The following is an 18,300-nucleotide window of genomic DNA, read 5'->3' on the forward strand; positions in this document are numbered from 1 at the left end:
CTTCGGGGCCTTGTGGCCACGGGCGTTGAGGATTTCGCCGAGTTCCCAGCCGGCGCGGGAGCTTGTGAAACGGAAACCCACCCGATTCGAACCTCACCCCGAACCCTCCCCCACAGCACGGTCGTTGCCCGTGAACAACCACGACACACCATCATCCCCACCTCCCACCACGACCACCCGCATGAACGGGGCCACGAGCCCAGGGGGAAGGCGGCACAACACCCCGGCAGCGCGGCGGCGGACGCATACCGCCGGCCCGGGCCGGGGCGCGCACGGATCGACCAGGGGTGCACCGGAGGCGGTTCGTTCGGTGGGCATCGAGAGCGACTGCTCACCGAACTCGGTGTGTGGTGAACTGCGGTGCCGGTCAGGGGTGTTCGTGTTCGGTGGGTGTGGGGTGGGATCCGTGGTTTTCGACACGGGGCCGGGAACAGGCGGCAGGCCGCATCCGTCGCGAAGGCGCGACCGTCTGCCCTGCGGCGCGCTCATCCGGGGAAGTTCCCGGCGTCGTCGGCCGGTGGCCCCGGAACGGGGGTGTCGCGTACGAATCGGGCTCGGGGCGAGGGCCTCGTGGGGGCGTGGTCGAGCTCGGGGGCCGTGCGGGGGTGGTCGTCCGGTGCCCGTAGCCTCCCCGAAGGCGTGCGGATCGGCAGGCGGCGAACCCGGCGGTCGATGCGCAGAGACACGGCCAACGGCTTCCTCGTCAACCTGCCCGGGACCTGACCGATATGGGTGCCTGCCGATCCGACGGTCCGTCGGCGTGCGCGGCTGGGTCCTCGGATCGTGCGCCGTCGCCGTGTGGCTCCGTGCCCGCGCCCCGAACGAATCCCGGGCCCTCGCCCACCCGCCGACGACGGTTCACCGCCCGCGAGGCCCGGCTCCCCACCCGCCGACCCCGGTGACGACGAGTTGGCTGATGAAGCCGGGCGCGGCGGGCAGGCCGGGCGGGGCGATGCGCTGGGCGGTCACAAGGCGGCTCACTTCCGGTGCGTGGTGGCGAGGGCCACGGTGAGGCTGTCGGTGAGTGCGGTGCCGTCGTGCTCTGCGCTTGCCCAGGCGATATGGCCGTCGGGGCGGACGAGGACGGCGCGGACGTCGGTGAACTCGGGCGGTGGCTGGTACGCGGTGGCGGTGTGGACGTGCAGTCCTCGGCGCGCGTACCCGGCGAGGCGGCCGCTGTCGGTGAGGTCCAGCAGGAGGTGGTGGTCGACGCGCAGCAGCGCGAACAGGCCGGTGTCGCCGAGGGTGAGGTCGGGGGCGCGGGTGCCGGTCAGCGGGTGGTCGCCGGGGTTGGTGGGCGGGTAGGTGACGGCGAGGGAGCTGACCTGGGCGGCCAGGTGGTCGTTGAGGTCGGGCAGGGTGGTGATCAGCCGGGCGAGCAGGCCGCGCAGGTCGAGTCCTTCGGGGGTGAAGGCGGTCATCAGGGCCACCTGGGCGCGGCTGGTGGCGGTGAGGTCGGCGCCGACGGGGTGGCGTTCGGCGTGGTAGGTGTCCAACAGGCCCGCGGGCGCCCAGCCGTCGAGGGTGGCGGCGAGCTTCCAGGCGAGGTTGGCGGCGTCCTGGATGCCGACGTTCATGCCGACGCCGCCGGCGGGGAAGTGCTGGTGGGCGGCGTCTCCGGCGAGGAAGACGCGGCCCTTGCGGTACTGGTCGGCGAGGCGGGTGGCGTTGCCGTAGCGGGAGAGCCAAGCCGGGTCGCGCAGGCCGAAGTCGGTGCCGGCTATGGCGACCACGTTTTCGCGCAGTTCGTCCAGGGTGAGGTCGCCGGGCCGGGTGGTGGTGAGGTCGCGAGGGGTGATGCCGACCAAGCGGTGGATGCCGCCGGGCATGGGGGCGGCCATGAGGGCACCCGCAGGGCCGAAGTAGCTGTAGCCGGGGGCGGGCGGGTTGTCCAGGACCACGTCGCCGAGCCAGCCGAGCACGGTGGAGGGGGTGCCGGGGTAGTCGATGCCGGCCGCGGTGCGCACGGTGCTGCGGGCGCCGTCGCAGCCGACCAGGTAGGCCGCCTGGAGGGTGGAGGGCCCGTGCGGTCCGGCGATGTGCACGGCGATGTGGTCGGGGTGCTCGGTGAGGCCGGTGACCTCGTGTCCGCGCAGGATGTGCGCGCCCAGGTCGAGGGCCTGGCCCTCCAGCAGTGCCTCGGTGCGCTCCTGGGGCAGGGCGAGGGTGTGGGGGAAGGGGCTGGGCAGGCGACGGAAGTCCAGGCGGGAGTCGAGGGCGCCGAAGTGGCCTCCGGGCAGCGGTATGCCCTCGCTCACGAAGGGCTGATGCGCGCCGCGGGAGGCAAAGGTCTCGATGGTGCGGGGGTGCACGGTCAGGGCGCGGGAGCGGGAGTCGCGTTCGGAGCGGGGCTCGATCACGGCGACGGTGATGCCGGCGCGGCGCAGTTCGCCGGCGAGCCACAGGCCCACGGGTCCGGCACCTGCGACGACAACCTGATAGTTCATGATCTTTTTCTTTCTCGACACAGACTCTTGGTCGGTGACCAATACTTGGCATGGAGTAAACTAGGTCAGTGACCAAGAAGCAAGCCGGAGAAGACGCCGCTGGCCGGCTCACCTGCGCCGCCGTGATCGATGCCGCCCTCCGGGTGCTGGACGAGCGCGGCCTGGACGGGCTCTCCACCCGGGCGGTCGCCGACCGCCTCGGGGTGCGGATGAACACCGTGCTGTGGCACGTGAAAACCAAGGCGCGGATGCTGGAGCTGATGGCCGACGCCGTCCTCGCCGGTATCCGCTACGACGACCTGCCCGACGCCCCTGTGGCACGCGCCCGTGAACTGGTCGGCCGTTACCGGCACGCGTTGCTCGCCCATCGCGACGGCGCCGCCCTGGTCACCGGCACCTATACGGCCGAACCGAACACGCTGCGCTTCGCCGACCGCCTCATCGACGCGTTCCTGGAAGCCGGTGCCGATGAGCGGCAGGCGGCGTGGACGGCGTGGACGGTCAACTACTTCACCCTCGGCCTGGCCCAGGAGGAGCAGGCCGAGGGCGCGGAGGACGACGCGAGGCTCGCCTGGGCCGTCGAACGCGGCGCACACCCGGCGCTGCTGCGCGTCCTGCCCCATCTCCGGCAGAACTTCGACGAGCGCTTCGCCTTCGGCTTGGAGGCGGTTCTGTCCCGCATCCCCGATTGACAGCGCGTCCGCCCGGGGCATCCGGACGTCGCACCGGCAACGGGCCGCGCACCCTGCGCCCGGCACACCCGGCCCTGCCCGACTTGTCGACGGAGCGCACCCTCTCGCGGACAAGAAGGATTCGTTGCTCTCGGGCGAACCGCCCCCACCGGCAGCCGGGTTGGTGCATCCGTGGACGGGCGCCCCTCGCGGGATCCACACTTTTCGCCTCGTGGCGTGCCATGCGGACTGCCCGCGCGACGGACGCGAGGGAATGGCTCCGGCCGCGTTGCCGCGGCCGGAGCCATTCCTGTTCGTCGCGCGGGCACTTCGGTGGAGGAGGCGACCGGTCGGTGCCCAACGGGTCAGGGTGTCTCGCCCCGTCTGATCCTCTCCGCGACGATCTCGATCCACCGGGCCGGCCGGCACCCCCGAAGACGCCCACGCCGATGCCCCTGCACTCGGTCCTTACTCAGGCCACGCTCAGGGACACGCGCCGACGCCGGACCGGGACGGCGCCGACACCGGTCAACGCACCACCGGCGATCAAGGCGGCTCTCGCCGCCGACCAGGCGTTCGTCGTCGTGGGTGACGGGCCCGAAGCCGGTGCCCACACCGCGGACGGGTGTGCGACCGGTCACCGCCTCGGCCACCTCGACGACACCCTCCGCGCCCGTGTCATCACGGCCGTTCCGGGCTCATCTTGGTCGTGCCGCGGACGCACGTCGAGACGATCGAGATCCGTGGCCCGGAACACACGGTGAAGCCGGATATCGCACTCGCCAACGCCCCGCAACGGCACGCGACATGGCCGGCGGAGCGCATCGAAGCACTCACAGCCCTCGGCATGCGATGGAACCGAACCGGGACCGGGACCTCGATCGGGCGCCGCGAACCGCCGGCAACGACCGATCCGACTTCCGCCTTTGATCCGGCCCGACAACCGAAAACCGGAAGGAGGCACGGGCAACTCGACACCGGCCGATACGGCTTCCTGTCACCGCACATTCGGGAAGGTGTCACCGGGATCAACCACGAAGACCCCCTCCGGCCGGCCGAGAACACCCCCCCACCTCCGGTAACACGGGGACTCGAACATCCCAATGACACCCCCACCGCACCCCACACAGGCCGTCGGAATCGATCAACTGGTCGATGCAGCGGACGAGTTCGGCTGGCTCCCCGCCGCCCGAATCGTGCGAGCAGGGCGCTGCTCGTCGTCACCCGCTCCGGAGCGGGGAACTCGGTCCTGATGTTCCCGACGGGCGGCCGACGCCTTGGCCGCGATGTTCGCGTGGCCGCCCGCGGCGACGCCGGCGAGCCGGGTCTGAGGCGGCACAAATGGGCTTTCGCCGGGGGTTGGGGTGGTCGGTGCGGGCAAGTTCGGTGGCCGGCCATGTCGGGAGCAGGGCCGGTATGCGGCAGGTGGCCACGGGGGTGTACACGCCGGTCGGGGTACGGGTGCCGGGCCGGCGGTCCTGGGCGCGGTGGCCGCGATCGAGGACGCCGGCGTCGAGGGGGTGCGGTGTGCGTCAACGGGATCCCCTCGCCTGCGAGGGCATGGCCGAACGTATCGTCGCGTTGGGCGTGGACGCGGTGTCGGTGTCGGTGTCGCTGGACACGGCCGACTCCGCCGCGAACGGCCGCTACCGGCCCGCGCGCAACGGCAAGGACGGCTGGGGCCGGGTCGTCGCCGGTGTCACCCACCTGCTCGACGTCCGTGCCGGCGCCGGCATCGGCCCCCGGGTCGGCCCATACGTGACCATCGGCCGCCGCAACGTCGGCGCCTCGTGCCACGTCCGGCAGACAGCGACGGGCCGACTCAGCGCCGCGCGCAGCTCGGGTCGTCGACGATCACCGCGTTCGCGGGGATGATCACCTCGTCCTCGCCGATCGACACGGAACCCTTGGTCGTCGCGTAGGCGCGCTTGCCGGGCCCGACGCATTTGGTTGCGAGGTTCCCGAACCCGTCGGGAAAGTTGAACACCTCCGCTGGACTGTCATCTCCCCGACCACCGAGCACCGGACCGTCGGCCTTGCCGCGTTCGTCGTAGTACTTCTGCGAGCAACCGGTGACGGCACCGAGAACCAAAACCACCGACACGACGAGCGCCCACCGCGTCGTGTTCACCCGGCGCATGCGGCATCGGGGACGATCTGCACGTTGGAGGGGCCGCTCGCGTTGGTGGTCACGTAGGCGCGAAATCCGTGACCGACGCACTTGGTTGCCAAGTTCCCGAACCCGTCCGGCATGTTGAACACCTGGGCCGGGGTGTCGTCGCCGCGCTGGTTCGCCACCGGCGAATCCCCCTTGCCGCGCTCGTCGTCGTCTCCACCACATCCCGACAACAGCAACACCCCGGCCACCGCGAACGGCACGACGGCCCATCCGAGTCTTCCCACGATCCCCCCGCCCCGTACCGCACTTCGACGAGATCAACCTCGCATCCGGATGGCCGGGGCACCACAGGGACTTCCCCCGATGGCCGGCGACGTCGCCGCTGGACCGGCCCCACGAGCCGGCGCGGGCAGGTGATGGCGCGTCGGTCTTTGGCCTGGGACCGGGACACCACTGGCCCGGAAGAACATGCCTGGATACTCCAGCACGTGACCAGTGCCGGACTACGCAAGGGACGCCACCGCCGCCGTTGCCGGTGCGCCGCAAGGGAGTTCCGCGCCTCACCGTGCGCCGGCGGGTGGGTCTCGTGGGCGGGCCGGCCCGTCAAGGAGCGGATGGGGAGCCGGCCTCTCCCCTTCGATGCGCATCGTCAAAGCCTTGGACCGCGAGGCGCTGCGGGCGCTTGACGAGGGGGCGGGTGCTTGCGGCTTGGTCTTGGCAGCAGTATTCCGTGGCTGGACGCCCACCGGACGGCCACGCCCGGGCGGTGGGGTGCGGCGCGGGCGGGCGTGGGGGAATTTGGCGGTGGCGGGCGGGCTATGGGGGTTTGCCCCCGCTGTTTTGATGTCCCGTCACGGGCCGGAGGGCGCAGGCCCAGTTCACCGAGGCCATCTGCCGCACCTACAACCGGGCGGGCGTCCGCCTGGTCCTCATCGACGAGAGAGGGGAGTCAATAGCGCGGGAATGCCCGGTGGATCGGGCGATGGCCGATGCGCCACCACGTTCGATGGCCCGCGCTGGCAGGCGTCGCCTCCAGGCCGGTCCGCCCCCGCTGCTGCTTCGCCCGGAAGCATCCCGGATGCGAGTGCCGGCTGGATCAGTCGGGCGATCGGGGGTAGTGAGGCGCAGGTCGAGGGTGGAGGTGCGTGGTGGTCGGTGCGTGCGCCGGCGCGCGACGGTGTCACCTGTAGGTGTGGTTTGGCTGCCGGGAGGCGGGTGTTCGGCGTTGTGGGTGCTGTGCTGCTCGAGGCGATGTGCCGGGCCGGTCGTGGTGCCCGCGATCGGTCCGGCCTTGCCGTCCTCGGCCCGCCCTGCGGGGTGGGTCGTGGGGTCGGACACCTTGCGACGTAGGGGGTTTCGTCATGTCCACGATGAGAGAACGGCTCACCGGGCGCTTCGGCAGCGTCGGTATATCGATCGCGGTGGCGGTTGCGGGTCTGACCGCGCCGTTCGCCGTCGGCGGCGCGCAGGCCGCGCCCGGGACGCCGGGTGTGCCGCAGGCGCCTGCGGCGATTTTCGCCGAGGGTTTCGAGAACGGCCAGGGCGCGACGCCGACCCTGCTCACGAACTACACCGGTGGTCCGCCGGTGGGCGAGACGTACACCGCCGACCCGGCCTGGTTGACCGCGTGCAACGGCTGGGTGACGTCGCCGGCCGCGTCGACCACGCCTCCCGCCGGCAGCGGGTGCGTTTCGGGCGACTGGGCTCAGGTCAAGAACCTCGCGGGTGTACTCGGTCGGTGGTCGGGCGGTTCCTCGACGACGAACCACGCCGTGACGGCGTACACCGCGGGCAATCCGGGGGCCGGCAAGGTGCAGTTGGAGACGGCGGCACCGATCCCGTTGCCTGCGGGGCGGCGCTTCATCGCGTTCTCGGTCGACATCGCCGAGGTCAACTGCTTCGCCAACCACTCCAAGTTCAGCTTCTACCTGCTCGACGGCGACCGGGCCACGCCCGCGTTCACGCGCCCGATCGAGGCGTGTGTGGATGCCACGACGACGATCGGCGGGGCCAAGGTCGGCACCTTCACCAGCAACGGCGCCGTGCTGTTCGCCGGCAACCGGGCCGGCATCCGACTGGTGAACGAGCAGCCGAGCGGCACCGGCAACGACGTGGCCTTCGACAACGTCAAGCTCGTCGACGCGAGCCCGCAGGTCGACATCGGCTTCGCGCCGACGCCGGTGCTCACCGGTGGCACCTCGACCCTGACCTTCACGATCACGAACACGAACGAGTTGGGCGCCAAGCCCGGTTGGTCGTTCTCGGACGCGCTGCCGGCCGGGCTCAAGGCGACCGGAGTGGCCACGACGACGTGCGATTCCGGTTCGGTCGTCGCGCCGGCGGGTGGGGGCACGGTCGACGTATCCGGCAACCTGACGGCAGGTCAGGAATCCTGCACGGCGCAGGTCCAAGTGACCTCGGCGGCACGCGGGACGTACACGAACTGCGCGGCCGGCTTCACCAACGTGGTCGGGGTGAGCCTGCCCGGGTGCGCGAGCGTCGTGTTCGACACCATGCGCTTCGACGCGCACGCGTACGGGGCCGCGCTGACGTCCCCGCTCGCGAACATCGGCCCGATCGCCGCGTCCGACGTGACGTGCTCGAACGTCGCTGCGGTCGACACCGACAACGTCGCGACCGTGTCGCTGGGCGTCGTCGGCAACGCGGGCGTGGTCACCACCCGCGCGGAGGGCACGTTCGACGCGAACGGCCTGCAGCGGGCGAACGCGCGCGCCGAGACGGCCGGGGTGAACCTGCTCGGCGGACTGGTCACGGCGGACGTCGTCGAAGCGGTCGCCACCGTGCAGGGCGACGCGAACGGCGGTGCGACGCCGAGCGGTTCGGTCACGTTGGCGAACCTGCGGGTGGCCGGGGTGCCGGTGGTGAACCCCAACGTCAACGTGGATATCACGATCCCGCTGGTGGCGACGGTGCGCGTGAACGAGCGGGTGGTCGACCCCAACGGTCGGGGGATCACGGTCAACGCGCTGCGGATCACGTTGTTGTCCGGCGTGAGCGTCGTGGTGTCGCATGCGCGGGTGGCGCTGACGTTGCCGGGAGCCACGTGCCCGACCGCGTGAGATGAGGCGAACGAGCCCGGGCGCGGCGGCCGTTCACGGTCGCCGCGCCGCGTGTGTGGCGGCGGTGGCGGGTACGGCGTTGTCCGAGACAGAGCCGCGATCGTGTCGGGGCGGCACTGTGTGGCGCTACGCGGTTCTCAACTCTCCTTCCCACGTGTCGCGTGTCGGGTTTCGAGTGTCGGGTGCCCACGGCGCGTCGAATCGTTTCGTCGGCGATTGCCCGGCGTATCGATGTCGTATTCCACTTCGTCCGATGGATGTCGTCGCTGGATCCCGCGCGCGGGCGCACAGCCCGGGCGGCCCGGACCGGTGGCCGGCGGGTGGCCGGCGGCCGGTGTGGCATGCCTGGGGACATAGGTCACGAACCGCTTCCGGCAGGGCCCCGTGCTTCGCAACGAAGCACACCGGATTCACGAACCGAAGTCCCATGTCGCAAAACACGGACCAACATTCGCCATCGGTACCCCACCACAGGTCGGAGCGCCGCGCCCGAACAACGCGGCACCGCCTTCCGGTTGTTGCGACATGGCACCCGGATCGTACGGAATCATCCGCATCCTCAAGTCATCCCTGCGGCATCCACAGCGGCGGCGACGAAGGAGGCGACCAGGCGGCGGCGGTCCTGCTGTGCCCACGCGAGGACGAGTTCGCTGTGGGGGGCGTCGATCACGGGCCGGTAGACGAGGTCGGGGTGCATGGGCTGGGCCAGCGAGCGGGGCAACATCGCGATGGTGCGTCCCAGTCTGATCATGTGTAGGGCTTCGGCTGCGTCCGTGACCTCGGGGCCCGGCTCCGTCTCGGGTGCTCCGGTCCAGCGCACACCCTTCCAGCGTGGCAGTGTCTCCCGGGCGAGGTCGGCGAGTGTGACCCCCGGGTGAGAGGCGAGCCGGTGGTCCGGCGGCAGGATCACGACACGTCCTTCGACCATCAGGGTTTCGTGGTCCAGGCCGGTCATGTCGTCGAACGGCGCATACAGCAGGGCAACATCCGCGCGGCCATCTCGGACGTAGTCGGCGCGGTCGGTGGCTCCGCCGAAGAGGATGTCCACCCGGCGGGCGTCGGGCCGGCCGGCGTAGGCGGCCAGGATGCCCGACAGGAGGTTCGCGTCGCCGCCCGGTTTGATCACCAGGCGCAGATGGGCCTGCCGATCGCCGGCCCGGCGGGCCTTCTCGGCGGCCGCGCCGACGGCGTTGAGGGCGTGCCGGCCGTGGTGCAGGAGTGCTTCGCCGGCGAGAGTGAGGGCGACGTGCCTGCTGGAGCGCTCCAGCAGCGTCACTCCGAGCCGGGATTCCAGGCGCCGGACCGCTTTGGACAGGGCCGGCTGCGCGATCGCCAGGCGGGCCGCTGCGTGACCGAAGTGCAGTTCCTCGGCCACGGCGACGAAGTACTCCAGCTCGCGGGTCTCCAGCTCGGCCATGCCGCGACACTACCGCGCAATCCATTCCTGCCAGGCATCGAAAGAGAACGGATGGATCTTGGACAGGTGCCGGAAACGCCTGTTCCCTGGAGGCATGATTCACCACACGATGATCGTGGCGTTCGACAGTCCGATTCCTGCGAGTGAGCTGGACCGGTACCTCGAGGAGTTCGAGGAGCTCGTGATGGGTTCCGATCTGGTCGAGTCGGTCGCGGCCCGGCACCATATTCGTGTCCCGGGCGACGACCACGCTCCGGTGGCCATCGCCAGCGCCATCCTGCAGCTACGCGTGGCCGATCTCGATGCCTTGAACGCGACCTTCGGCATGCCCGGGGCGATCGACCTGATCAAGCGCTGGCAGAGCCGCTACCCGTACAAGGCGATCTGGGTCAACCACGAGCCGCTGGCATGAGCAGCCGCAGCGGCGGCGCTTCGGCCGCAGTGTGACGCCCGAAGCGCCGCCGCGCCGCTTTCGTACCGCAAGCGGCCTCCGGATCGCCGATCGTGCTCCGGCCGGCCCGACGCACCAACGCCGCGCTCCCGGCTGCCCGCCTCGGCTCCGACCGGGCCACCACCGTCGAGATCGACACCCGCTCGCCGCAAATGCCCGGCGAGCGCCGGACATGTCGGGTGCCCCACGCCCGGCGACCTCGTCCGGTGGTCACGCGATCACGCGAAGCCGGAACCGGAACCGGAACACCGGCACGTGATCGTGCGTCAGACTCCGGTATCGCGCGGTCGGTTCGCGGCTCATGCCGACTCCCAACGCGGTTTCCACATCGATCGCCAAACGGTTCGGGGCTGCGCCGAGCGCGGTCGCGGTGGCGCCGAGTGCCCTCGAAATGGGCCCGAGCTTCGGGCTTGACGGCACAGTTATTGAGTAATAACTTACTTCGCATGGCAGCCCCCAGCCGCGCGACCGGCACCGTCCGGATGAGCGCCGACGAACGTCGCGTCGCAGTCATCCGCGCCGCCGTCGCCGAATTCGCCAAGGGCGGCCTGAACGGCACCTCCACCGCGGCGATCGCGAAGCGCGTCGGCGTCTCGCAGCCGTACCTGTTCCGCCTGTTCGATGACAAGAAGGCGCTTTTCCTCGCCACCGTGGAGTACGGCTTCGACCGTGTCGAGGAGCGCTTCCGCCGCGCCACCGAAGGTCTCACCGGCTTCCCGGCGATGCATGCGATGGCGCACGCCTACCACGACTTCCTCGGCAACGACACCGATCTGCTGCGCATCCAGCTCCAGGCGTACGCCGCGGCCGAGGACCCCGAACTGCGGGCCGACATCCGCAGGTTCTGGGATCGGCTGGACTCGTTCGTCCGCGAGGTCACCGGAGCCGACGGCGACGAGCTCACCAACTTCTTCGCTCGCGGCATGCTCTGTAACGTCGTCGCCTCGCTCGACCTGCCCCGCGACCGGTACTTCAACGACACGCTCTCCGCGGAAGGCGAGCTGCTCAGCTGCGACCTGTGCGAGAGCCCCGAGCGGTTCGGCGGGCCACCCGCAGCCACGCCGTCCGACTGAACCCCGTTCGCGCCACCCGCCGGACCTTCTTCGCGCACCGCGGGCAGCCGTCGGGGCGGAACTCTCCGACCCTCAAAAGTTAGTAATCAATAACTAAATTCGGTGTCTCCTCGATAGTAAGTCATCAATCACTACCTCCGGACTCGACCCCAAGGGATCTCATGAGCAAGCAGCAGGCGCGACCCGCGACCGGATCGCGCACGGTCCTGTGGACCTTCCTCGCCTCGAGCTTCGCCCTCTTCATGGCCTCGCTCGACAACCTCGTCGTCACCACCGCCCTGCCGTCCATCCGTGACGACCTCGACGCCGGGATATCCGAGCTGGAATGGACGGTGAACGCCTACACCCTCAGCTTCGCGGTGTTGCTCATGCTGGGCGCCGCACTGGGCGACCGATTCGGCCGCCGCCGGATCTTCGCGACCGGGATCGGGATCTTCACGGTCGCCTCCGCGATCGCCGCGATCGCCCCGAACTCCGACACACTCATCGTCGCCCGCGCCCTACAGGGTGCCGGGGCCGCCGCGATCCTCCCGATCAGCCTCACGGTTCTGACCCGCGCGGTCACCCCGGAGAAGCGCCCGATGGCCCTGGGTCTGTGGGGCGGCATCAACGGACTCGCTGTCGCCCTGGGCCCACTGGTCGGCGGTGCCGTCGTCGAACACGGCTCCTGGCAGTGGATCTTCTGGCTGAACGTCCCGCTCGGCCTGGTCCTGGTCCCGCTCACGCTGCGCAAGGTGGACGAGAGCTTCGGCCCCAACAGCCGCCTCGACCCGGTCGGCACCGTCCTCGTCAGCCTCGGCCTGCTCGGCCTCGTCTTCGGGCTGGTCCGCGGTGAGGGCCACGGCTGGTCCAGCGTCGGCGTCATCGCCCCGATCGCCGTCGGTGTCGTACTGCTCGCCGCTTTCGTCGGCTACGAGCGCCGCGCCGCACAGCCCATGCTGCCCATGACGATGTTCCGCAACCGTGCCTTCACCGCCCTGACCTTCTCCGGGCTGCTCATGTTCGCCGGCGTCTTCGGCTCGATCTTCCTGCTCACCCAGTACCTCCAGGGCGTCCAGGGCTACTCGCCGCTCGAAGCGGGTCTGCGGATCCTGCCGTGGACGATGATGCCCGTGGTCATCGCGCCGCTCGCCGGCCCGCTGGCCGCCCGGATCGGCGGCCGGCCGCTCGTCGTCGCGGGTCTCGCCCTGAGCGCGGCGGGTCTGGCCTGGTTCGCGCTCACCGCGTCGACCGACGTCACCTACGCGCAGCAGATCCCGGCCCTGATCCTCAGCGGACTGGGCATGTCGCTGTACTTCATCCCCACCGCCGGCCTGCTGATGTCCGTGGTCCATACCGACGAGCAGGGTGTCGCCTCCGGAGCCAACAACGCGATGCGCGAACTCGGCGGCGTCCTCGGCGTCGCGGTGCTCGCCTCGGTCTTCAGCGCCAACGGCGGCTTCACTTCGTCCCAGAGCTTCGTCGACGGTCTCGTCCCCGCGCTGTGGGTCGGCGTGGCCCTGGCCGGCATCGGCTCGGTCACCGCCGCGCTGATCCCGCGCACCCGCGCCGAGGCGGCGACGAACGCCCCGGCCCCGAAGGTCCCGATCGGCGTCTGACCCCGCACGCCCGCCGGCACCCCGCGGGCGCGTCCTCTCCGGAGGCCGCGCCCGCAGGCGTACGCGTCGCCTCCGCCGCGCCGACCGGGACCCGGCCCGACGGTCCCCACCGCGCGACGCGGCGGCCCCGCCCACCGTCGTCGCCCGGCGACGGTGGCCGCCACCGCCGACCGGCAAGCCCCGAGTCACGCGCGGAACATCACCCCGCGCATCCGAAACACCGGCCCGCGCACACGACTCGGTTCCGCGAGGCTGGCCACGGCAACCTCGAACAGACCGTCGAGGCCCGCCACGAAACCGGGGCCGAGGCAACCGGCAACAGCTTCGTACAGGGCCGCCGCCGGCGATTGCCCGCCAACGCGGGCATCGACGAGGTACACCCGTACTCCAATAAAGCGGATCCTTGGAGGAGTTCCGCCCGGAACGCACCACCGGCGACGAAGACAACGGCGCACGGCCGTGCAACCCCTGCAGGGCGCCGTCAAGAGTGTGGTGGAGCGGACGTTCGGAGCGATCAACACGCCGTCCTGCCGACACGTCGCGGAGGTCGCGGTTGGATCAGTACTGGTAGAGCGCTGTCAGGCGAGGCAGACGGTGTCTCATCTCGGCCTGATCGCCGAAGTCGAAGTTCCAGTCGGGGTCGAGATTCGGGTATCGGATGGTGAACACATCGGCGGGGAGTTCTTCGCCGGTCGCCGTTTCGTGTGCGTTCCAGGCGATACTCAGTGCTTCCTCGCCGTCGATGTCCGCTCCGTCGGCCGCTGCGGCTCTGATCACCGGGAGTTCGGCGAGTGCGTCGGGGTCGGCGAGGACGCGCTCGAAGGTGTCGCGGCCTTGCAGGATCAGCCAGCCGCGGAAGTAGTCGAAGCCGTCGTCGGAGCATCCGCCGTTGATCACGTAGGCGGCGGCCCACAGCGGACTCCGGTAGGACGCGGCCATCAGGTCCCACAGAGCCTCTTGGCCGGCGATGATCTCGGCGCGAGGGCGATCAGCCAACAGAGAACTGGCCCGGTGGGCAAGCGCGTTGCTGTCCGCGAGATCGGGCAGTCCGCGGCGGGCGTCTTCGATCAGCGTCCAGAACCCGTTGGTGTCCATGGCGGTCGAGGCTGTCATCTCGAACCGACAGCACACTGCTGCGGCACGTTGCCGGTCTCGGCGGACGGGCCCGCGTCCAGGTTCGGAAGGCCCGTTCGGACGGGCCGCCGCTGAATGAACGGCCCCGGGCGCATCGCGGATGCCGTCGTCGTCAGGCGTTCGACACGTTCCCTCTTTCCGCGCAGCGCGACCAGGGTCTGTTCGAGACCCGAGACCCGAGACGCGAGACCTCGCCGAGCCACCGGCGTCGGCATTCCCGGGCTCGGCAATCCGGGTGCCGAGGTTGTCTTCGAAGTCGCGCGCGAGCCGGTTCTCGAGTTCCGCCGACTCCTCCGTGGGCGGCGGCTCCCGCGTCCGGGCGGTCGTCGGCGGGCTACCGCTGTGCGCGGCCGACCGTCCCGGGACCGGCACTCCCGCCCGGGCCTGCCCGTTCGCGCGCTCCGTATCCGGTCCTCGGCGGCGGGCGGGGCGGATGATATTCGCTCGCGCCCTCTCGCCGGCTTGATCGCGGCCGCGAGGTCGGCGCGTGCCTGCGCGGTCGGACCATCACCACGACATCCGTGAAAAGGACTATGACGGCCGTGCTCTGTGCATCGCCCCGCCCGATCGGCCCGCATAGATTCGAGACGATCGTGGGTGGTGACCTCGTCCGGTGTCGGTCGCTGTGGGCCGATGCCGTCGAGTCGACACGCCCGTACCCGCCGCCGCCGAGGAAGGTCGACGTGGACATCGACGACACGGACATCGACAAGCCGCACAGCGAAGCGCCGGACGAAGCCGCTTCGCGGGGCATCACCCGGAAGAACCTGTTCAAGGCCGCGCTCGTGGCCGCGCCCCTGCCGTTTCTGATCGGCGGCGTCCCCGCGCTGGCCCGCTCCTCGCGCGACTCGGGCACCGATCTGGCTCCGACGCCGTTCTGCCACGACGGCGACGCACCCACGATCGCACAGACCGAGGGGCCGTACTTCAAGCCCAACTCGCCCTTGCGCACGGTACTCGCCACGTCGAGCACCCCGGGCATCCCGCTCACCGTGACCGGCTACGTCTTCGGCCGCCAGTGTCAGCCGCTCGCCAACGTGCTCCTGGACTTCTGGCAGGCGGACACCAACGGGACCTACGACAACACCGGATTCGCCTTCCGCGGCCACCAGTTCACCAACGCCCTGGGCGCCTACAAGCTCACCACGATCGTGCCCGGCCTGTACCCGGGCCGCACCCGACACCTGCACATGAAGGTCCAGGCGCCCAACCGCGGCATCCTCACCACGCAGACGTACTTCCCCGGTGAGCCGCGCAACAACACCGACACCATCTACGACCCCCGACTGCTGATGACAGTTCGTCAGGTCGGGTCGGGTCGTGAGGCGTCGTTCGACTTCGTGCTCAACATCAACGGCACACCACCGACGACTCCGCCCACCGGCCGCGCATGGGCGGTCGGTACGAACTACGCCGTGGGCGACCAGGTCACGTACGGCGGCTCGACCTACCGCTGCCTCGTGGCCCACTTGTCCCGACCGGGCTGGGAACCGCCGAACTACGACTTCCTGTGGCGGCGCCTCTGACCCTCTCGTCCGACCCGGGAACCGGCCGGCCCCGTCCTCACGGTCCGGGGCCGGCCGGTTCACCGCGCACACGCCGCGAACGCGCTCGCACGCTCGAGCACACCGGCCGTACCCCCTACGGTCGCGTGCGCGAACACCACTGCCCACCCCGGTCGCGCATCCCGGGTCCGCCTCGGATCCGATTCACGTGTGTCCCGGCCCGGACCCGACAACCCGCCCTGACCGGCCGACCGACACCTCCCACGCCACGGGGGAAGTTCCCCTCGGTCGCGGCCGACGCCTCGGGGATCCGGTTGGCCGCGCCGTGGCCCCGCCGCATGGTGCCCGGCCCGCCGGCGCACCCTGCCGCAGGGCCGGACGCCGTGCGGACGCTTCGCCGCTGCGATCGACCGAAGCGGATATATGTCCCCCTGCGGCACGCGCGCCCGGCCGCGAACGGCCACGACGGCCCGACCGTGGGCATGCCGCGTGCCCGGCGGTGCTTGCCGCAGCCGCCCTCGTCACACCGGCTGAGCACGTCCTCGGCCGGTAGGCGTCCGTCTGCGCCGCGTTCACCCTCCGGCGCAGCGGCCTCAGGCTGCCGCGACGCGCCGCGCCCGCGGGCGGTTGCCTTGCAGGGCCGCGCGCAGCGTCGGACCCAGGATCCGGCGTACGTCCGCCGCCGACGGGCGCGTGGCGGCCGGCAGCGGCTGGAGGTAGCGGGTGAAGATCAGGCCGCCGATCACGACGACCACCGCGGTCGCGCGCTCGGTCGCGTCGGTGCCGCCGAGATATTCAGCAATCTGCGGCAACACCTCCCCGTCGAGATACTCGCGCAGTACCCCCATCACGTCCTCGTCCTGCAGCGCTTCGCGGTTGACGACGGTCGCGTCCCACAGGTCGGTGACGGCTTGCAGAATCCGGTCGGCGACCCCGGCCGGGTCGCCCTGCAGTGCCTCGCCGAGCCCCAGCGACTGCGCGCACTGCAGCTCTGTGACCTCGCCGAACAACTGCTGCTTCGACCCGAAGTGGTACTTGATCAGCGCCTGGTCCACGCCCGCCGCGGCGGCGATCACCCGCAGCGTCGTACGCCGGTAGCCGTGCTCGAGGAACAGCACGCGTGCGGCCTCGGCGATGAGCGCTCTGGTCGGCGGATTGCCGCGCGGACGGCCCCGGGATTTATTCATCGTCCTTGGATACCACGTGTCCGCCCGGCCACAGTCGACCCCAGCGAGCCCCGCGGACACCCCCGGGGCCGGCAACAAGGAGCGACACATGCGCATCACCGTCTTCGGCGCCACCGGACCGACCGGCCGCCGCGTCACCGCCCAGGCCCTCGACGCCGGCCACGAGGTCACCGCCGTCTCCCGCCGGGCGGACGCACTCGCACCCCGCGCGGGCCTGACCGTCGCCAACGTCGACGTGGCGAACGCCGACGCCGTCGCCGCGGCCGTCGCGGGCAGCGACGCGGTCGTCTCGGCGCTGGGTGTGCCACCCACCAGGGAAAGGGTGACGGTCTATTCCGACGGCGTACGCAACATCCTCGCCGGCATGGAACGGCACGGCGTCGAACGCCTCGTCGCGGTCAGCTCCAGCGTGGCCGACCCGAACTGGCGGCCCACCGGCGAACACTTCTTCAACCTCGTCATGGACCCGCTGGTCAACCGCAAGGTGGCCGGGACCGCGCACGAGGACATGCGCCGCATGGAAGCCGTGCTGCGGGCAAGCCGGTTGGACTGGACGATCGTCCGCCCCGGCGGACTGTTCGAGCACCACGAGGTCACCGACTACGAACTGGGCGAGGACAGCGTTGACGCTCTCTACACCGCGCGCACCGATCTCGCTGCGGCCATGCTGAGTCAACTCCGGGACGGCCGGTTCGTCCGCAAGGCGATGGGTGTCGGGACCCGCGGCGTCAAGATGAGCATCCCCAAGCTGATCTACCGTCAGGCCAAGGCCCAGAGGGCGGAGAAGGCCGCCGCGGCGCAGAAGGCGGGGGTGGCCGGGTGACGCCCGGTGCCGAGGCGCTCCTTGCGTTGCCCAGCGTCGGGACACTCACCACCCTGCGCCCCGACGGTTCCCCGCACGTGGTCACCGTCCGGTTCACCTGGGACCGTGCCGCACGGCTGGCCCGCGTTCTGACGATCGATACGACCCGTAAGGCCCGCAACCTGCTCGCGGCCCCCGGCAGCCGGGTCGCGATCTGCCAACCCGAGGGCCCCCGTTGGATCACGCTCGAAGGCACGGCCACCCTGACCGCCGACCCGCGACGCGTCCGCGAAGGCGTACGCCGCTACCTCGCCCGCTACGGATCCCCGCCCCCGTCGCCCCCGGGCCGGGTCGTCATCGAGATAGCCGTGGACCGCACCCTGGGCCTCCACTGACCCGCGCCCGACACCACCCCACACGAACCGGCGACCACCGGCCGGCCCGTGGCAACGACGCCTCGCCCAGCCGCCGGAGCGGAACCCGGGACCGGAACCGGGGCGCAGCAACACCTCACCGGCGACGGCACCGGACGCGACGACATCGCCGCGACGCACGAAGGGGCCGACGCGTCGTCGGGCCCGTGCGGTGCACGGCGACCAAGTTCCTCGGCGGACACGGCACCGCGATCGGCGGGATCGTGGTGGACGGCGGCACCTTCGACTTCGGCGCGTACCCGGACCGCTTCCCGGGCTTCACCGAGCCGGACGCGAGCTACAACGGTCTGCGCTACTGGCCGGACCTGGGTGCGCAAGCTGGACGAACTCACCGTGCCGGAACAGCGCGTGGTCGACAACGCGGGCTTCTTCCACGCCGGAC

General features: G+C 70.9%; 17 protein-coding genes and 1 pseudogene. 10 read left to right on the plus strand and 8 right to left on the minus strand.

All coding sequences use genetic code 11. The annotated features are described in order from the left end of the window. Positions 1-858: 858 nt before the first annotated feature. Together ABZ374_RS41430 and ABZ374_RS41435 are read right to left on the minus strand one after the other, a co-directional pair. A complete protein-coding gene (locus tag ABZ374_RS41430) occupies positions 859-981 on the minus strand; it encodes a hypothetical protein (protein WP_360322376.1) in 123 nt (40 codons plus the stop codon). Then, on the minus strand, positions 978-2,450 hold the full coding sequence (locus ABZ374_RS41435) for an FAD-dependent monooxygenase (RefSeq protein ID WP_360322424.1): 1,473 nt from the start codon (positions 2,448-2,450) through the stop codon (positions 978-980). Before ABZ374_RS41435 ends, ABZ374_RS41430 begins: the two co-directional genes overlap by 4 nt. A 65-nt stretch (positions 2,451-2,515) precedes the next feature. Here ABZ374_RS41435 and ABZ374_RS41440 point away from each other — a divergent pair, with 65 nt between their 5' ends. Together ABZ374_RS41440 and ABZ374_RS41445 are read left to right on the plus strand one after the other, a co-directional pair. Beyond that, a complete protein-coding gene (locus tag ABZ374_RS41440; RefSeq protein ID WP_360322379.1) occupies positions 2,516-3,139 on the plus strand; it encodes a TetR/AcrR family transcriptional regulator C-terminal domain-containing protein in 624 nt (207 codons plus the stop codon). Between the two features lie 1,539 nt (positions 3,140-4,678). Beyond that, positions 4,679-4,993 carry a hypothetical protein gene (locus ABZ374_RS41445; RefSeq protein WP_360322382.1) on the plus strand — a complete coding sequence of 105 codons (315 nt, stop codon included), beginning with the start codon at positions 4,679-4,681 and terminating at the stop codon, positions 4,991-4,993. Here the strand turns inward: ABZ374_RS41445 and ABZ374_RS41450 are convergent. Both ABZ374_RS41450 and ABZ374_RS41455 read right to left on the minus strand, forming a co-directional pair. Next, a complete protein-coding gene (locus ABZ374_RS41450; protein ID WP_360322385.1) occupies positions 4,941-5,258 on the minus strand; it encodes a hypothetical protein in 318 nt (105 codons plus the stop codon). The two genes, ABZ374_RS41445 and ABZ374_RS41450, sit on opposite strands and share 53 nt — an antisense overlap. Beyond that, positions 5,246-5,521, minus strand: a complete 276-nt coding sequence (locus tag ABZ374_RS41455; RefSeq protein ID WP_360322388.1) for a hypothetical protein — start codon at positions 5,519-5,521, stop codon at positions 5,246-5,248. Before ABZ374_RS41455 ends, ABZ374_RS41450 begins: the two co-directional genes overlap by 13 nt. A 1,077-nt stretch (positions 5,522-6,598) precedes the next feature. Here ABZ374_RS41455 and ABZ374_RS41460 point away from each other — a divergent pair. After that, positions 6,599-8,317, plus strand: a complete 1,719-nt coding sequence (locus tag ABZ374_RS41460; protein ID WP_360322391.1) for a choice-of-anchor P family protein — start codon at positions 6,599-6,601, stop codon at positions 8,315-8,317. A gap of 559 nt (positions 8,318-8,876) precedes the next feature. Here the strand turns inward: ABZ374_RS41460 and ABZ374_RS41465 are convergent. Next, entirely contained in the window at positions 8,877-9,734 is an 858-nt protein-coding gene (locus ABZ374_RS41465; protein ID WP_360322393.1) for a LysR substrate-binding domain-containing protein, read from the minus strand. A 94-nt stretch (positions 9,735-9,828) separates the two neighbouring features. Here ABZ374_RS41465 and ABZ374_RS41470 point away from each other — a divergent pair, with 94 nt between their 5' ends. The 3 genes from ABZ374_RS41470 to ABZ374_RS41480 all read left to right on the plus strand — a co-directional run bounded on the left by ABZ374_RS41470 (position 9,829) and on the right by ABZ374_RS41480 (position 12,856). Then, the gene (locus ABZ374_RS41470) at positions 9,829-10,146 is read left to right on the plus strand and encodes a hypothetical protein (RefSeq protein ID WP_360322396.1); all 318 of its coding nucleotides are present in this window, start codon (positions 9,829-9,831) and stop codon (positions 10,144-10,146) included. Between the two features lie 485 nt (positions 10,147-10,631). Next, complete coding sequence (locus ABZ374_RS41475; protein WP_360322399.1) at positions 10,632-11,258, plus strand: TetR/AcrR family transcriptional regulator; 627 nt, start codon at positions 10,632-10,634, stop codon at positions 11,256-11,258. Between the two features lie 161 nt (positions 11,259-11,419). Beyond that, a complete protein-coding gene (locus tag ABZ374_RS41480; protein ID WP_360322402.1) occupies positions 11,420-12,856 on the plus strand; it encodes an MFS transporter in 1,437 nt (478 codons plus the stop codon). 185 nt (positions 12,857-13,041) lie between these two features. Here the strand turns inward: ABZ374_RS41480 and ABZ374_RS41485 are convergent, their stop codons facing one another. Together ABZ374_RS41485 and ABZ374_RS41490 are read right to left on the minus strand one after the other, a co-directional pair. Next, the gene (locus tag ABZ374_RS41485) at positions 13,042-13,236 is read right to left on the minus strand and encodes a hypothetical protein (protein ID WP_360322405.1); all 195 of its coding nucleotides are present in this window, start codon (positions 13,234-13,236) and stop codon (positions 13,042-13,044) included. 178 nt (positions 13,237-13,414) lie between these two features. Beyond that, positions 13,415-13,951: a DUF4240 domain-containing protein gene (locus ABZ374_RS41490; protein WP_360322408.1), complete on the minus strand. Its 537-nt coding sequence runs from the start codon at positions 13,949-13,951 to the stop codon at positions 13,415-13,417. 728 nt (positions 13,952-14,679) lie between these two features. Here ABZ374_RS41490 and ABZ374_RS41495 point away from each other — a divergent pair. Next, positions 14,680-15,516 carry a carbohydrate-binding protein gene (locus ABZ374_RS41495; protein WP_360322427.1) on the plus strand — a complete coding sequence of 279 codons (837 nt, stop codon included), beginning with the start codon at positions 14,680-14,682 and terminating at the stop codon, positions 15,514-15,516. 572 nt (positions 15,517-16,088) lie between these two features. Here ABZ374_RS41495 and ABZ374_RS41500 read toward each other — a convergent pair. Continuing rightward, the gene (locus tag ABZ374_RS41500; protein ID WP_360322411.1) at positions 16,089-16,682 is read right to left on the minus strand and encodes a TetR family transcriptional regulator; all 594 of its coding nucleotides are present in this window, start codon (positions 16,680-16,682) and stop codon (positions 16,089-16,091) included. Between the two features lie 88 nt (positions 16,683-16,770). Between ABZ374_RS41500 and ABZ374_RS41505 the strand changes: the two genes are divergently transcribed. From ABZ374_RS41505 to ABZ374_RS41515, 3 genes and pseudogenes are all read left to right on the plus strand, one after another. Next, the gene (locus ABZ374_RS41505; protein WP_360322414.1) at positions 16,771-17,505 is read left to right on the plus strand and encodes an NAD(P)H-binding protein; all 735 of its coding nucleotides are present in this window, start codon (positions 16,771-16,773) and stop codon (positions 17,503-17,505) included. After that, entirely contained in the window at positions 17,502-17,879 is a 378-nt protein-coding gene (locus tag ABZ374_RS41510; protein ID WP_360322417.1) for a TIGR03618 family F420-dependent PPOX class oxidoreductase, read from the plus strand. The genes ABZ374_RS41505 and ABZ374_RS41510 overlap by 4 nt, the downstream gene beginning before the upstream one ends. Positions 17,880-18,073: 194 nt before the next feature. After that, positions 18,074-18,229 (plus strand): annotated as a pseudogene (locus ABZ374_RS41515) (O-acetyl-L-homoserine sulfhydrolase); the annotation flags it as partial. Positions 18,230-18,300: the final 71 nt, after the last annotated feature.

It is taken from the genome of Embleya sp. NPDC005971, assembly GCF_040629175.1.
In the GTDB taxonomy this organism is placed as follows: Bacteria; Actinomycetota; Actinomycetes; order Streptomycetales; family Streptomycetaceae; genus Embleya.

Bases quoted from the DNA above. Each gene is read 5' to 3' on its own strand.
- ABZ374_RS41480 (WP_360322402.1), top strand. From the start codon at position 11,420: ATGAGCAAGCAGCAGGCGCGACCCGCGACCGGATCGCGCACGGTCCTG.
- ABZ374_RS41505 (WP_360322414.1), top strand. From the start codon at position 16,771: ATGCGCATCACCGTCTTCGGCGCCACCGGACCGACCGGCCGCCGCGTC.
- ABZ374_RS41465 (WP_360322393.1), bottom strand. From the start codon at position 9,734: ATGGCCGAGCTGGAGACCCGCGAGCTGGAGTACTTCGTCGCCGTGGCC.
- ABZ374_RS41475 (WP_360322399.1), top strand. From the start codon at position 10,632: ATGGCAGCCCCCAGCCGCGCGACCGGCACCGTCCGGATGAGCGCCGAC.
- ABZ374_RS41450 (WP_360322385.1), bottom strand. From the start codon at position 5,258: ATGCGCCGGGTGAACACGACGCGGTGGGCGCTCGTCGTGTCGGTGGTT.
- ABZ374_RS41460 (WP_360322391.1), top strand. From the start codon at position 6,599: ATGTCCACGATGAGAGAACGGCTCACCGGGCGCTTCGGCAGCGTCGGT.
- ABZ374_RS41500 (WP_360322411.1), bottom strand. From the start codon at position 16,682: ATGAATAAATCCCGGGGCCGTCCGCGCGGCAATCCGCCGACCAGAGCG.
- ABZ374_RS41470 (WP_360322396.1), top strand. From the start codon at position 9,829: ATGATTCACCACACGATGATCGTGGCGTTCGACAGTCCGATTCCTGCG.
- ABZ374_RS41490 (WP_360322408.1), bottom strand. From the start codon at position 13,951: ATGGACACCAACGGGTTCTGGACGCTGATCGAAGACGCCCGCCGCGGA.
- ABZ374_RS41445 (WP_360322382.1), top strand. From the start codon at position 4,679: ATGGCCGAACGTATCGTCGCGTTGGGCGTGGACGCGGTGTCGGTGTCG.